Raw genomic sequence first — 14,096 nt, 5'->3', positions numbered from 1 at the left:
CCCTGTTTACCTTCAGGTCGGATGGGTCGCTTTTTTAATTTGATACTGCCCCATTTTTACCACGCCAATATGGTCAGCCATTAGCTGGGCTTCGTGTTCACTGTGGGTAACCAACAGCGCCGTTTGCCCGGCGGCGCGCAAAATATCCCGTACCTCGTTGCCAAGACGCTCACGCGTGCGCTTATCCAGGCTGGAGAAGGGTTCATCGAGCAACAGGATTTCCGGATGTGGCGCCAACGCGCGCGCAAGGGCGATACGCTGTTGTTGCCCGCCGGAAAGCTCATGCGGATAGCGGTTGGCATGGCTGTGTAACTCCACCATTTTCAACAACTCAGTCACTCTGGCCTGTTGTTCCTCACGCGGCATGCTACGCAATCCAAAGGCCACATTTTGCTGCGCGGTCAGATGGGGGAATAACGCATATTCCTGGAAGACCATGCCGACATGACGTTTTTCCGGTGGCAGATGAACGCCGGGACCGGCAACACGTCGCTGTGACACATAGATCTCTCCGTTTTGCAGGCGTTCAAATCCGGCAACTGCGCGTAGCACCGTGGTTTTTCCGCAGCCTGAAGCGCCCAGCAGACAGGCAATTTCACCTTTACGTACTGACATTGAAAATCCGCTCAGTACCGATTGCTGGCTGTTGCCATAAGCAACGTGTACATCCTGGAGTCGTAATGCAATTTCTGACATTGTTGCTCTCTTAACCACGGCGAGTCATTTGGTGACGCACTAACAAAATAACCGGTAGCGTGCCAGCTAAAACAATCATTAGCGCGGCGATAGCACCTTCTTCATAGGTTCCACGGGCGGCTTCCGCATACAGCAACGTTGCCAGCGTTTCAAAATTGACCGGGCGCAAAAGCAACGTTGTTGGCAGCTCTTTCATGGCATCAGCAAAAACCAGCAGGGCACTGCTGACTAACGCCGGGCGCAGCAGGGGAAAATGGACTCGTGCAAACGTCCCCGCACCATTCTCACCCAACAGACGAGACGCCTGTTCCAGTGAAGGTGGAATGCGGCCCAGACCAGAATCCAGCGCGCCAATGGCAATCGCCTGGAATCGCATGGCACAACAAATTACCAGCAGGATCCCGGCGGACATCAGCGGCAGGCCGCGAACATCCAGTAAATCTGCCAGCCAGCGGTCGACAGCCATGGCGGGGGTTAAAAAGCCAATCGCCAGAATTGTGCCGGGAACCGCATAGCCTAAAGAGGCCAGACGCATCACGCCGCGACGAAATCCCGGCATGGCGTTGTCTGCGGCGCTATGACGCGCGCTCCAGGCCACCAGCATACTGACGCAAACCACCACTAGCGTAGTTCCCGCTGCCAGCGATAGCGTATTTTGCAATGCTGACAGTAACGAAGAGGAAAGGGGGTTCTCATCACCTATACGTTTGGCGCTTTCCCACATTAAAAACAGTACCGGAGCCAGAAAACCCAGCACAACCGGCAGTGAAATAACGCCACCGAGCAGCCAACCACGCCAGCCATGCACGCGCGTTGGTTGAATTTCCCGCAGGCTGCGGCTGCTGAATCCTTGTTTTCTGCGACCATAAAATTCCAGCGTCAGAATAAGGAATATAAACATCAGCATCATGCAGGCAATTTGTGCCGCGGCAGATAAATCAGACCGCGAGATCCATGTGGTGTACACGGTAACGGTTAACGTCTGTACACCGAGGAACTCCGATGCGCCAATATCGTTGAGCGTTTCCAGCAGTGCCAGACTGATCCCAACGGCCAACGCCGGACGAGCCATGGGCAAAGCAACACGAAAGAAGGTTCCGGTTGCGCTGCATCCCAGCGTGCGTGCGGCTTCCAGTAAATGAGCCGGTTGGCTAATAAACATGGTGCGGGTTGTCAGATACACGTATGGGTACAGCACTAATCCGAGCAGGATGATTGCGCCGGAAAGTGAGCGTAAATCTGGCAGCCGGAACTGTCTTGGGCTGTCAAAACCCAATAAAAAACGGATAAAGGTTTGCAGAGGGCCAATCGGATGCAGCAGATCGAGCCACGCAAAGGCCACAATGTAGGTCGGCATCGCCAGCGGCAACAGTAACGCCCAGCTAAGAATTTTACGTCCAGGAAAATCCCATGCCGTTACCGCCCATGCGCTGCCTACGCCAATCACGCCGGCCATCACCGCGACACCGGCTAATAACAGCACGGTATTTTTTAGTGCGGCAGGCAGTACATACGTCAGGAGATTATCCCAGTGAGATAAATCGGCCTGGGTAGCCTGCCAAATCAGCGCAATGATCGGTGTCAGAACGCCAAGCGCTACGCACAGCGCGCCAAGATGTAGCGGCGTTAATAATGACTGCGGCCCGGAAACCAGGCCGCGTAACGTCGGAAACTGCAGAGGTTTATTGATCGAATCCAACTTTATCTACCAGCAGACTAGCTTGTTTACGATATTTAACGATTTCGGTTAACGGCGTTTTATCGACGTCGATTTCACCAATAGTTGCACTGATAACCGGATCAAGCGTCACGCCTTTCAGTACCGGGTATTCGAAGTTCGCTTTCGCATACTGCTGCTGGGCAGGTGCGGAAACCAGATATTCCATCAGCTTAACGGCATCGGCTTTATTTGGTGCATAGCGGGCTACAGCTGCGCCACTGATGTTGACGTGTGTACCGCCATTTTCAAAGGTGGGTTTAACGACTTTAATCGCATCGCCCCATTGACGTGCATCACTGCCTTCTTTGGCGTTTTTCATATGGCCGACGTAATAGGAGTTGGCGAGACCAATATCGCAAATGCCGCCGAGAATATCGCGAGCTACATCGCGGTCGCCACCGGTAGCTTTACGCGCAAGGTTAGCTTTCACACCGCGCAGCCATTCTTCGGTCTTTGCTTCACCGTGATGAGCAATCATTGCGGCGATCAGCGCTGTGTTATACGGGTGTTGTCCGGAACGAATACAAACTTTACCTTTGTACTCAGGGCTGGCGAGTTGTTCGTAATGCCAGTTATCGATTGGCAGTGACTTCTCGGCATACAGCACGCGGGCACGCATCGACAGCGCAAACCACTGATTATCTGCGCCGCGCAGATTAGCCGGAATAGCGGTTTTCAGTGCTTCTGACTCTACTGGCTGAGTTACACCCGCTTCCACTAAATCAATGAGGTTACCGGCATCAACGGTCATCAGCAGGTCAGCAGGTGAATTTTTACCTTCAGCTTTAACGCGCTCAAGCATACCGTCCTTGATATAGACCGTACTGACTTTGATGCCGCTGGTTTTGGTCCAGCTATCAAGCAAAGGCTGGATCAGACCCGGTTCACGGGTGGTATAGAGCGTTAACGTTTCCTGAGCGAAAGCCGGTAGGCTAACAGAGAAGACCAGGGCAGAGGCAAGTGTGATACGGCGCAGTCCGGCGCGAGGCAGAGAATTCATCGTTTATATCCCAGAGTAATTGGAACGTACAGTGAACCGAGCGGGGGGCTCGTTCCTTTGGCTCGCGTACAATAAATGATAATCACTAGCACTTACAATAATTGCAAAGTTTAAACGATTTACATTTACATAACTTTAATCAACGTTGTGATGCGGCATGTAACAGCGGTGCAGAGCAGGCAGGGGGCTTATGAGAGGGGATTTTATAGCGACCTGAAAAGCAAAAAGCCTGCTTAGTTTCCTAAGCAGGCTTCTTAAATATGGCTCCTCTGACTGGACTCGAACCAGTGACATACGGATTAACAGTCCGCCGTTCTACCGACTGAACTACAGAGGAATCGTGTGAACGAGGCGCATATTACTGACCTCATCATGAGGTGTCAACAGTAAAATTAGCGCGTCATTTCAATTGGTTAATTAATCTTCAAATTCAGCGTTAATGCACATTTGGTGAGCGACAATGGCCACCTTAGCGGGTATCGCGTAACCGCTCCATGGGGTTCTGGCGGTAAAACTGAATGAAACGTTGCCATAATGCCGGAAAACGTGGTGCAAATAATTCAGGGGCACTGAAGAAATACTCCGATAGAACGGCAAAGCATTCGGCAGGATCGGTCGCTGCGTAGGCATCTATACTGCACGCGGTTTCACCGACCAGATCAATTTCATCCTGAATGTTATTCATTGCGGCATGCAGGTCGTGCTCCCAACTGGCAATATCTCGTAGAGGGATCGCCGGAATACCACTGGCACGGTCGCCATTACGCATATCAAGCTTATGCGCCACTTCATGGATGATCAGATTAAAGCCGGAGGCATCAAAAGAATCCTGAATGTCGAGCCAGTTGAGGATTATCGGACCTTGCTGCCAGCTTTGTCCGGACTGTACAACACGTTGATTATGTACCAGCCCAATATCGTCTTCCCATTCATCGTCCACGACAAACGGGGCGGGGTAGATGAGAACTTCATGAAACCCGTCGAGCCACTCAATCCCCAATTCCAGAATAGGCAAACAGAAAAGCAGCGCAATGCGCGCACTTTTTAGTGGATCCAGCTCAAACCCCTGAAGCGCTACCAATCTTTTTTGCTGTAAAAAGCGCTCGGCCAGGGCAATAAGCCTGGCTTGTTCTTGCTCGGTGAGATTCACCAGAAGAGGAATAGCCAGGGCGTCGTCCCACGGCCAGTCGTCACTCCGGGTTGTTTCTTGCTCTTTCCAGGGCCACTTAATCATCGTTTTGCTCGCAAACTCGTCACTTGAACGAAATTGACGGAACGGGGTCTGTTAAAATGCCAAATTACCTGGCATCATGGCAACCGCCAAAACGGAGAGATGCCAGAGCGGCTGAATGGACCGGTCTCGAAAACCGGAGTAGGGGCAACTCTACCGGGGGTTCAAATCCCCCTCTCTCCGCCACTATTCAAGCACTTGCACGCCTCGCTTTCAACGACAGTTCTCATGGATGTTTTTTTCTTTGAGTATCCTCACAAGTTTATCGTTGTAATGCCCGCGTGGTAAAAAAATACGTTTCGTATAAATAAAAAGCCCGCTTCATATGAAGCGGGCTTGCTTATTTTTGCGTCAATTAGAACTGGTAGACTAAACCAACGGCAACGATGTCGTCAGTTGCGATACCATTGCTTTCATAGAAGCTGTCGTCTTCATCCAGCAGGTTGATTTTATAATCGACATAGGTGGACATGTTTTTGTTGAAGTAGTAAGTCACACCCACATCAACATATTTGACCAGGTCTTTGTCGGTATAGCGTGGGGTGCCGTTGCTATGGTGATCCCAGCCCCCTAAGTCGACGCCTTTAGACTGCAGGTAAGCGATGGAAGGGCGCAGACCGAAGTCGAACTGATACTGCGCAACAACTTCAAAGTTCTGTGTTTTATTAGCGATCCCGCCTTTAGCAACATCTTTGCCTGTAGCATCTTGATAAGTTCCGCTACCGTATGCTGTCATGTTACGGGTTTCTGCATACATAGCAGCCAGGTAAACGTTGTTAGCGTCATACTTAGCGCCAATAGTCCAGGCATCTGCTGTTTCGCCGCCTGCGTATTTATTCTCATAGCTACGATCGTCACGACCAGCAGCAACCTGATTGTTAGAACGGTCAGAACTGGAATAAGCAGCACCAAGGCTTAAACCAAAGTCGAAGTCATAGGAGGTTGACAGACCGAAACCGTCGCCGTTTTCTTTAGACAGTTTACGGTTCTCACCGTTACCAGTACCTTCGCCTGCTCCTGCACTTTCATTATTACCCTGGTATTGCAGTGCGAAGTTCAGACCATCAACTTGACCGAAGAAACCTTTATTACGGTAGGTGGCAACACCGTTGGTACGACCGGTCATATACACGTCGGTCTGGGTGTAGGAGTCACCGCCAAATTCCGGCAGCATATCGGTCCAGGCTTCTACGTCGTAGACCACGCCGTAGTTACGACCGTAGTCGAAGGTACCGTTCTCACCAAAGCCTAAACCGGCAAAGGCCAGACGAGTCCAGGAATTTGCGCCTTCACCTTCGGTACCGTTAGCCTGGATGTTGTATTCCCACTGACCGTAACCGGTCAGCATCTCGTTGATCTGGGTTTCGCCTTTAAAACCCAGACGCGCATAGGTCTGATCGCCATCGCTGTCAGCATCGTCAGAGAAATAACGCAGACCATCGACTTTACCGTACAGATCCAGTTTATTGCCGTTCTTATTATAGATTTCAGCCGCATTTGCTGCGCCTGCAGCTAATAAAGCAGGGAGAAGCAGTGCCAATACTTTTCTTTTCATTATGTATTCCCTTTGCATGATAATTAAAATGAATATGTAGTACTATCCGAGTGACTACATTTGGATACTATCTATGAAGTTCATTTAATTTAAAATATAACATGTAACAAATATATTTAAAATATTTCAAAATGTTTATTTTGCATCTTTATATAATTATACGTGTATGTTAATTACATTGGCATTCGCCATATGAATTGTTTTTAATCATTGGGTTATATGTGTTTATCTATTTATTTGTTATGTGTATTTTATTTGTTTTAGATGTTTGTTTTTAATATTCATATAAATTATTTTTCGATATTGGCGTGGTGGGATTTATAAATTCATGTGGATTTTATTTTTAGTGCAATAATAAAAGATGATTATGTAATGGGGCGGGCAGTGGTCTGCAATGAAAATTATTGCTAAGGTGATTTTCTTTCTACAAAGGGAGATAGCATGAAACTGCACGACTGGCAGTCGCGATTTGAAGCCTGGTTAGCTGATAACCATTCTGGACAAGATGCTGCACATGACATCTTTCACTTTCGACGAGTGTGGATAACGGCGCAAAAGCTGAGTACAGATGCAACCGTAGACTGGCTGGTGGTGTTGACCGCGTGCTACTTCCACGATCTCGTCAGTCTGCCAAAGAACCATCCTGAGCGTCATTGTTCGTCGGTACTGGCAGCCAAGGAAACACGTCGTGTTTTGATGCGCGATTTTCCGGATTTTCCACAACAGCGGTTATCGGCAGTGTGTCATGCCATTGAGGCGCACAGTTTTAGCGCCAAAATCGCGCCAGAAACCCTTGAAGCGAAAATCGTGCAGGATGCAGACCGGCTTGAGGCGCTGGGTGCAATTGGTTTAGCGCGCGTATTTGCCGTTTCAGGGGCGTTGGGGGTTGCGCTGTTTGATGCGGAAGATCCGTTTGCCCGAAAGCGTAGCCTAGACGATAAACAGTACGCGCTCGATCACTTCCAGACCAAGTTATTGACGTTGCCGTTGACGATGCAAACCGAACGAGGGAGGCATTTGGCACAACATAATGCGGATTTTTTACTGACGTATATGGCGAAGCTGAGTGCGGAGTTAAAAGGAGAATACGAAATGCTGGATCTTGACGCGATTCAACCCTTTAAAGCGCGCTAGTCGTCAATACGGCTGAAACGTCAACCGTGCTAATTTATGTTAATCTGTCGGTTATCCATTTCTGCCGGTTAAATGTATGCAGGATAATTTTTCAGTAGCAGGCTCCATGAACCCGATGACAGATGAAAACGAGACCGACGTGCAGGTGATGTTGGCTAAGTTGCTTGAAATATATGACGTGAAAACGCTGGTTGCTCATCTGAATGGCGTTGGCGAGAACCGCTGGAGCCCGGCCATTTTTAAACGAGTGGTTGCTAATGAAACATGGCATCGCCTCAGCGACCGCGAGCTCATTCATCTGAATACTTTGTTGCCGAAACCACCTGCGCATCATCCGCATTATGCCTTTCGCTTTATCGATCTTTTTGCTGGCATTGGCGGTATTCGTCGCGGCTTTGAAGCGATTGGCGGGCAGTGCGTGTTTACCAGTGAGTGGAACAAGCATGCGGTGCGCACCTATAAAGCGAACAACTACTGCGATCCGCTCCAGCACAACTTTAATGAAGATATTCGTGATATCACACTCAGCCATCACGATGGGGTGAGTGACCAGCAGGCGGCAGAACATATTCGCCAGCATGTTCCTGAACATGACGTGCTGTTAGCCGGATTCCCTTGTCAGCCATTTTCTCTGGCTGGTGTATCAAAGAAAAATGCGTTAGGGCGGGCACATGGTTTCGCCTGTGATACGCAAGGCACGCTATTTTTTGACGTGGTGCGCATTATCGATGCGCGTCGGCCCGCCATATTTGTGCTCGAAAACGTCAAAAACCTGAAGAGTCACGATCAGGGCAAAACGTTTCGCATCATTATGCAAACGCTGGACGAGCTGGGTTATGACGTAGCGGATGCGGCGGATAACGGCCCGGACGATCCGAAAATTATCGATGGGCAACATTTTTTGCCTCAGCATCGCGAACGTATCGTGCTTGTCGGCTTCCGACGCGATCTGAATTTGAAATCAGACTTCACGCTGCGGGATATTGTCACGCGTTATCCGCCGCGGCGTACCACGCTGGCGGAACTGCTTGAGCCGACCGTCGATGCGAAATATGTACTGACGCCGGTGCTGTGGAAATACCTCTATCGCTATGCGAAAAAGCATCAGGCGCGGGGCAATGGATTTGGCTATGGCATGGTGTATCCCGGTAACCCTGATTGCGTAACGCGCACGTTATCTGCGCGTTATTATAAGGATGGAGCGGAGATCCTGATTGACCGTGGTTGGGATATGGCGCTGGGTGAAAAAGATTTTGACGATCCGCAGAATCAGCGCCACCGCCCACGCAGACTTACGCCCAGAGAGTGCGCGCGTCTGATGGGGTTTGAATCTCCGCAGGGCTATCAGTTCAGGATCCCTGTGTCGGATACCCAGGCTTATCGCCAGTTTGGTAATTCGGTGGTCGTTCCGGCATTTGCGGCGGTGGCCAGGCTGCTGGAGCCGAAAATCAGGCAGGCAGTTGCTATTCGCGAGAAAGAGAACCAGCGTGGCAGACGTTCACGATAAAGCAACACGCAGTAAAAATATGCGGGCGATAGCTACCCGCGATACCGCAATTGAAAAACGCCTTGCCAGCGTGCTGAAAGAGCAGGGGGTAACGTTTCGCGTGCAGGATGCGACGTTACCCGGTCGCCCCGATTTTGTGGTGGATGATTATCATTGTGTGATTTTTACTCACGGCTGTTTCTGGCACCACCACGATTGCTATTTGTTTAAAGTCCCCGCGACACGAACGGAATTCTGGCTGGAAAAAATAGGCAAAAATGTCCAACGCGATGCACGGGATTGTGAAAAGTTGCAGGTTCTGGGCTGGCGCGTACTGATTGTCTGGGAGTGTGCCCTGCGTGGTCGCGAAAAGCTGGACGATGAAGCGTTATCTGAACGTGTCATCGAGTGGATCTGCGGCGGTGGCGACACCGCGCAGATCGACACACGCGGTATTCATTTACTGTAACGTTTTTTCCGACGGGGTAGCAACGGCATCCGCTTTAACAGGGAACAGGTATTTCCCCAACGTTACCAGCACCACAGCAAACACGATCACGCCGAGCGCCAGCCATTCGATAGGGGCCAGTCTTTCACCCCCCAGACCGGTACCTAACAGCACGGCAACAACTGGATTGACGTAGGCATAGCTGGTGGCTAGCGCCGGGCTGACATTGCGGATCAGGAACATATACGCATTAATGGCAATAATGGAACCAAACAGGGCCAGGTAAGCCACCGCCATAAAGCCTGAAAATGTTGGCATGGTGGTCAGTTTTTCCCCGGAGAGTAGCGATGCGCACATCAGCACAATACCGGCGGCTAACATTTCAATGGCTCCGGCCATCATGCCAACGGGTAGCGTAATGCGTGAACCGTACACCGAGCCAAACGCCCAGCTTATTGAACCGATCAGGATTAAAATAGCGCCCCACGGATTGCCACTTAAATTGCCTCCGCTGTTCAGCATGATGATCCCTGCTAGCCCAATCGCTATCCCCAACCATTCCAGCTTGCGCGTTTTGATGCCAAAAAAGTGGCTAAAACACAGCGTAAATAACGGGACGGTGGCGACCACCACGGCGGCAATACCGGAAGGGACATTTTGGTGTTCTGCGACGGTGACCAGCCCATTACCTACAGCCAGCAGCAGGATACCAATTAACGCGGCGTTCAGGATTAGGCGTAAAGGGGGCAGCTTGTGCCCGCGAATAAGTAAGAAACTTGTTAGTAAAATTCCCGCGGAGAGAAAACGTACGGCTGCCATCATTAACGGCGGCCAGCTTTCAACGCCAATGCGAATAACGAAGTACGTGGAACCCCAAATGATGTACAGCGCGAATAGCGCACTGAAAAGCGGTAACAATTGCCTGAAACGCATAATCCCTCACGGTGGAAATAAAAAGGTGCAACATAGTAAACGTCAAAACTATCTTACTGGCGAGATTTATAATTACGTGTTGATGTTAAAAACTTGTTGACCAGAAAGGTCAGTTTCAGCATGGCGTGTTTTACTTCATACTTATGACTGCAAAAAAATAATATTGAGGGTGAAAATTTTGGCAGGAAGTAGCTTACTGACCTTACTCGATGATATCGCCACGCTGCTGGATGATATCTCAGTGATGGGAAAACTGGCCGCGAAAAAAACCGCGGGCGTGCTGGGGGATGATCTGTCGCTTAATGCACAGCAGGTGTCGGGCGTGCGGGCGAACCGCGAACTCCCGGTGGTCTGGAGTGTAGCGAAAGGATCGTTTGTTAACAAAGTTATTCTGGTGCCGTTGGCGCTATTGATAAGCGCATTTATTCCCTGGGCGATCACCCCCTTATTAATGGTAGGTGGGGCGTTTCTCTGTTTTGAAGGGGTGGAAAAGGTTCTGCATACCCTGGAGGCGCGGAAGCACAAAGAAAGCCCGGAAGAGCGTCAGCAGCGTCTGGCTGCTCTGGCCCCACAGGATCCACTCACCTTTGAGAAAGATAAAATCAAAGGGGCAATACGTACCGACTTCATTTTGTCTGCCGAGATTGTCGCAATTACGCTGGGTATTGTAGCGGACGCACCCTTGCTGAATCAGGTGTTGGTGCTATCAGGTATCGCGTTAGTGGTGACCGTGGGCGTGTATGGCCTGGTCGGGATTATCGTTAAGCTTGACGACATTGGGTACTGGTTGGCAGAAAAGCGTAGCCTGCTTGCCCAGTCGTTGGGCAAAGGGTTACTGGTGGTTGCCCCCTGGCTTATGAAAACACTTTCTGTGGTCGGCACACTGGCGATGTTTTTAGTGGGAGGCGGCATTGTGGTACACGGAATATCGCCGCTGCATCATGCGATTGAACATTTTGCTCAGCAGCAAAGTACATTGATTTCGCTAATGCTTCCGACCCTGCTTAACCTGGTGCTCGGCTTTATCATCGGTGGGATTGTCGTTCTGCTGGTAAAAGCTGTCGCCAGAGTGCGCGGAATTTCGCACTAATTGTTACAGGACTGATTACGCAAAACGCCTTCTTGTCATCTAAGGTGTAAAGGTTTCTCTTGATACAGGAGGCAGGTATGGTCTTTTCTGTCAGTGAGGAAGTCACCTCCAAAGAGGGTGGCCCACGTATGATCGTTACCGGGTATGCCAGCGGAATGGTGGAATGTCGCTGGTACGACGGCTTTGGCGTTAAACGGGAAGCATTCCGTGAAGATGAACTGGTGGTGCCTGGCGAGCGAAGACAGCTCTCCCAGGATGCCTGAATATTTGGCTCGACCGTAACCTGGTGATCTCTCACCCATTAGTTATATTTATCATTCCGGTGAGAATTATTTACTTGTCAGGCAAAAAAATTGCAGATAAGGTTTGGTTCACATCAGATTTTCTGGTGTAACGAATTTACAAGTGCTTCTTGCATAAGCAAGCTTGATCCCGACCCGGTAAGGGCCGGGATTTTTTTCGCCCTCAGTCAGCGATTGATCTCCGACACGCTAAAGTCATGGATATCAAGCTCGAACGCATCGGCCAGTTCATGCCATGTATGGTAATCACGCCCGTCAACGCTGACGCGCTCCGGGTCATCCTGGCTGCGATGAATTTCACTCTCGCAGATTTCGTTGATTGCCTTTAGCAGCGCGTCGACATCGACGCTGACTTCACGTTTGGCCGTATCGCTGTACTCTTTCGCGGTTTTCATCCTCATACCTCTCAACCGTTAAGGATACCGGGGGAGCGTACCCAAACATCAGATACGCACAACTTAAGTATAGACCGTCGATAAAACCCGCAATCGCGCGTGTACAGCGCTGCCAGAAAAAGGAATTTGTTCTACACTGGCACAAAGCCACAGGAGGAAAACTATGAAGGTGAATGATCGGGTCACAGTCAAAACGGACGGCGGTCCTCGTCGACCGGGCGTGGTACTGGCAATCGAAGAGTTTAGTGAAGGCACCATGTACCTGGTTTCGCTGGAAGACTACCCGCTCGGTATCTGGTTCTTTAATGAATCAGGTCATCAGGATGGTATCTTTGTGGAAAAAGTGGAGTGAGATGAGTTTCGCTGTTTGATTCTGACTGGTGGAGTCGCCACCAGTCAGAACGTCTTAGCGCATATTCACAAAGATACCATTGGTGACGTTATCCGTAAGCCTTACAACGTGATAGATAACTTGCTTATTATGCGTTTTAATCTTTCGTTTTATATTCCCCTTATGGGATGACACCGTCTTGGCTTTGATATTCATTTGATCTGATATCTGTATTGTTCCCTGACCCTCCATCCACATACGCAGCATGCTGGATTCGGTTCGACTTAATGATAATGTCGGCAGATTCACATCAATAGCAATATCTACTTCCTTTTTCAGAATATCGCCAAGTAGTTTATCCAGTGAGTCAGGTTTAATCGATTTAGAACTAATCAATAAATTTTTTCTGACGAGTAGATATTCATCAAAATGCACGTTGGCAATTGCCATAAACACAATAAATAATGTGCTGGGATGCTGATTAATGATTTGCTTTATTTGCTGGCTATTTGCAGGATCGTGGATAAAGCAGTCCTCATTAATAAACACCACAGCGGGTTGTTGAGAGACACAGGCGAGACTGAGTTCATCAACGTTGGAAATGTTGTTGATTTCCCTTTTTTTCACTCCCCGACTTACCAGATATCCGGTTAACCCTAGTCGGGTGTAACTGCATAAATCCATAATAATCGTTGACATGGCATACCCTCACTCAATGCGTAACGATAATTCCCCTTACCTGATTATTTCATCACAACTAAACGGAATAATAACGACCCAAGATGACGCTTTCGCTGTTTTTCAGGCGAATTTACTATCCCGTAAAGTTGCGTATAATTTGCCAGGAAACATCTTAAAGTAAAGTGAATGTTGCGTTATGTGAGTGAGGCAAAAACAAATAAGCCGCGACAGAGATATCCTGGTGGATGTTGTCACTTTTTAAATTTAGGACAATCCTTAGTAAAACAGGATAAAAAATAAGGGTTATTATTTTCCAGGCATTTCGCTGACGATATCGGCCAGTAAATTAAAAATCTCACTGAATAATCGTTCGCAGAATGGCGCAATTAATGGCATTAGCGCCGCCATTAGTGAAATACCTACGGTCAGAGTGAGAGGAAAGCCGATGACGAAAACCGACAGCTGTGGTGCCATGCGATTTAACAAACCAAGTGCGAGGTTCAGCGTGAGCAGCAGCGTCATTACCGGCAGGGCCAGCATTAGCCCGTTGAGGAAAATCAGGCTGCCCGCCCGTGCCAGCGCGAGAAATGCATTGCTGTTCACCGGATTGCCGCCGATGGGCAGAGTATGAAAAGTATCTACCAGCAGCGAAATCAGCCATAAATGGCCGTTAAAGGTGAGGAACAGCAGCATGGCGAGCATGTCGATCAGTCGTGCCAGAACCGGCATATTCAGACGGCTACCGGGATCGAAGAACGTCGCGAAGGAAAGGCCCATTTGCAGGCCAATTAATTCCCCGGCGGTACGTACTGCGGCAAACGCAAACTGCATGGTGAAGCCTAATGCGATACCGATCAGGATTTGTTGCATTGCCTGCCAAAGCGCGCCAACAGAAAAGATGGGGACGTCAACGGCGGGAATCGATGGGGCGATAACGACGGTAATCATCAACCCCAGCCCCAGCTTTACCCGTTTGGGGATGGCTCGTTCACTGAGGATGGGGGCCGTTGAGATGAGCGCCAGTATGCGCAGCAAAGGCCAGAAGTATAAATTCAGCCAGTGGAGCCACTCAATGCTGGACACCTGCAACATAA

Annotated in this window: 14 protein-coding genes, 2 tRNA genes and 1 pseudogene; 7 read left to right on the top strand and 10 right to left on the bottom strand. The window is 49.6% G+C overall.

Features of this window, described 5'->3' with window-relative positions:
- Nucleotides 1-12: 12 nt before the first annotated feature.
- The 5 genes from OGX90_RS03690 to mtfA all read right to left on the bottom strand — a co-directional run bounded on the left by OGX90_RS03690 (nucleotide 13) and on the right by mtfA (nucleotide 4,650).
- Nucleotides 13-696, bottom strand: coding sequence for an ABC transporter ATP-binding protein (locus OGX90_RS03690; protein ID WP_286623168.1), 684 nt, complete (start codon nucleotides 694-696; stop codon nucleotides 13-15).
- A gap of 10 nt (nucleotides 697-706) precedes the next feature.
- Complete coding sequence (locus OGX90_RS03685) at nucleotides 707-2,395, bottom strand: ABC transporter permease (protein ID WP_286623166.1); 1,689 nt, start codon at nucleotides 2,393-2,395, stop codon at nucleotides 707-709.
- Nucleotides 2,379-3,416, bottom strand: a complete 1,038-nt coding sequence (locus OGX90_RS03680; RefSeq protein ID WP_003834073.1) for an extracellular solute-binding protein — start codon at nucleotides 3,414-3,416, stop codon at nucleotides 2,379-2,381. Before OGX90_RS03680 ends, OGX90_RS03685 begins: the two co-directional genes overlap by 17 nt.
- A gap of 261 nt (nucleotides 3,417-3,677) precedes the next feature.
- Nucleotides 3,678-3,753, bottom strand: a tRNA-Asn gene (locus OGX90_RS03675).
- A 132-nt stretch (nucleotides 3,754-3,885) separates the two neighbouring features.
- On the bottom strand, nucleotides 3,886-4,650 hold the full coding sequence (mtfA, locus tag OGX90_RS03670) for a DgsA anti-repressor MtfA (RefSeq protein WP_204558152.1): 765 nt from the start codon (nucleotides 4,648-4,650) through the stop codon (nucleotides 3,886-3,888).
- A 93-nt stretch (nucleotides 4,651-4,743) separates the two neighbouring features.
- Between mtfA and OGX90_RS03665 the strand changes: the two genes are divergently transcribed.
- Nucleotides 4,744-4,833: transfer RNA gene (locus OGX90_RS03665), tRNA-Ser, on the top strand.
- A gap of 169 nt (nucleotides 4,834-5,002) precedes the next feature.
- On the opposite strand, the gene ompC is transcribed toward OGX90_RS03665, so the two are convergent.
- On the bottom strand, nucleotides 5,003-6,202 hold the full coding sequence (gene ompC / locus OGX90_RS03660) for a porin OmpC (RefSeq protein WP_286623162.1): 1,200 nt from the start codon (nucleotides 6,200-6,202) through the stop codon (nucleotides 5,003-5,005).
- A 441-nt stretch (nucleotides 6,203-6,643) separates the two neighbouring features.
- On the opposite strand from ompC, the gene OGX90_RS03655 reads away from it, so the two are divergent.
- The 3 genes from OGX90_RS03655 to OGX90_RS03645 all read left to right on the top strand — a co-directional run bounded on the left by OGX90_RS03655 (nucleotide 6,644) and on the right by OGX90_RS03645 (nucleotide 9,291).
- Nucleotides 6,644-7,336 (top strand): phosphohydrolase, encoded by a 693-nt coding sequence (locus OGX90_RS03655; protein ID WP_128612321.1) that lies wholly within the window; start codon nucleotides 6,644-6,646, stop codon nucleotides 7,334-7,336.
- 76 nt (nucleotides 7,337-7,412) lie between these two features.
- On the top strand, nucleotides 7,413-8,843 hold the full coding sequence (locus tag OGX90_RS03650; protein ID WP_079935377.1) for a DNA cytosine methyltransferase: 1,431 nt from the start codon (nucleotides 7,413-7,415) through the stop codon (nucleotides 8,841-8,843).
- Entirely contained in the window at nucleotides 8,824-9,291 is a 468-nt protein-coding gene (locus OGX90_RS03645) for a very short patch repair endonuclease (protein WP_137377236.1), read from the top strand. Before OGX90_RS03650 ends, OGX90_RS03645 begins: the two co-directional genes overlap by 20 nt.
- Here OGX90_RS03645 and yedA read toward each other — a convergent pair.
- The gene (gene yedA / locus OGX90_RS03640) at nucleotides 9,283-10,203 is read right to left on the bottom strand and encodes a drug/metabolite exporter YedA (protein WP_003834062.1); all 921 of its coding nucleotides are present in this window, start codon (nucleotides 10,201-10,203) and stop codon (nucleotides 9,283-9,285) included. The two genes, OGX90_RS03645 and yedA, sit on opposite strands and share 9 nt — an antisense overlap.
- Before the next feature lie 178 nt (nucleotides 10,204-10,381).
- Between yedA and OGX90_RS03635 the strand changes: the two genes are divergently transcribed.
- Complete coding sequence (locus OGX90_RS03635; protein ID WP_286623159.1) at nucleotides 10,382-11,293, top strand: DUF808 domain-containing protein; 912 nt, start codon at nucleotides 10,382-10,384, stop codon at nucleotides 11,291-11,293.
- 77 nt (nucleotides 11,294-11,370) lie between these two features.
- A complete protein-coding gene (locus tag OGX90_RS03630; protein ID WP_003834060.1) occupies nucleotides 11,371-11,556 on the top strand; it encodes a YodC family protein in 186 nt (61 codons plus the stop codon).
- A 206-nt stretch (nucleotides 11,557-11,762) separates the two neighbouring features.
- Here OGX90_RS03630 and yodD read toward each other — a convergent pair whose 3' ends face one another.
- Complete coding sequence (gene yodD, locus OGX90_RS03625; protein ID WP_003030417.1) at nucleotides 11,763-11,990, bottom strand: YodD family peroxide/acid resistance protein; 228 nt, start codon at nucleotides 11,988-11,990, stop codon at nucleotides 11,763-11,765.
- A gap of 163 nt (nucleotides 11,991-12,153) precedes the next feature.
- On the opposite strand from yodD, the gene dsrB reads away from it, so the two are divergent.
- On the top strand, nucleotides 12,154-12,342 hold the full coding sequence (gene dsrB / locus OGX90_RS03620; RefSeq protein ID WP_003030419.1) for a protein DsrB: 189 nt from the start codon (nucleotides 12,154-12,156) through the stop codon (nucleotides 12,340-12,342).
- 54 nt (nucleotides 12,343-12,396) lie between these two features.
- On the opposite strand, the gene rcsA is transcribed toward dsrB, so the two are convergent.
- Both rcsA and fliR read right to left on the bottom strand, forming a co-directional pair.
- Entirely contained in the window at nucleotides 12,397-13,020 is a 624-nt protein-coding gene (gene rcsA, locus OGX90_RS03615; RefSeq protein ID WP_003030421.1) for a transcriptional regulator RcsA, read from the bottom strand.
- A 233-nt stretch (nucleotides 13,021-13,253) separates the two neighbouring features.
- Nucleotides 13,254-14,094 (bottom strand): annotated as a pseudogene (fliR, locus tag OGX90_RS03610) (flagellar biosynthetic protein FliR).
- Nucleotides 14,095-14,096 lie beyond the last annotated feature (2 nt).

The sequence above is a fragment of the Citrobacter sp. Cpo012 genome (genome assembly GCF_030333015.1).
Lineage (GTDB): Bacteria > Pseudomonadota > Gammaproteobacteria > Enterobacterales > Enterobacteriaceae > Citrobacter > Citrobacter portucalensis.
The sequence above is the reverse complement of the archived record's forward strand: the minus strand, read 5'-3'. Positions and strand labels throughout refer to the sequence as shown.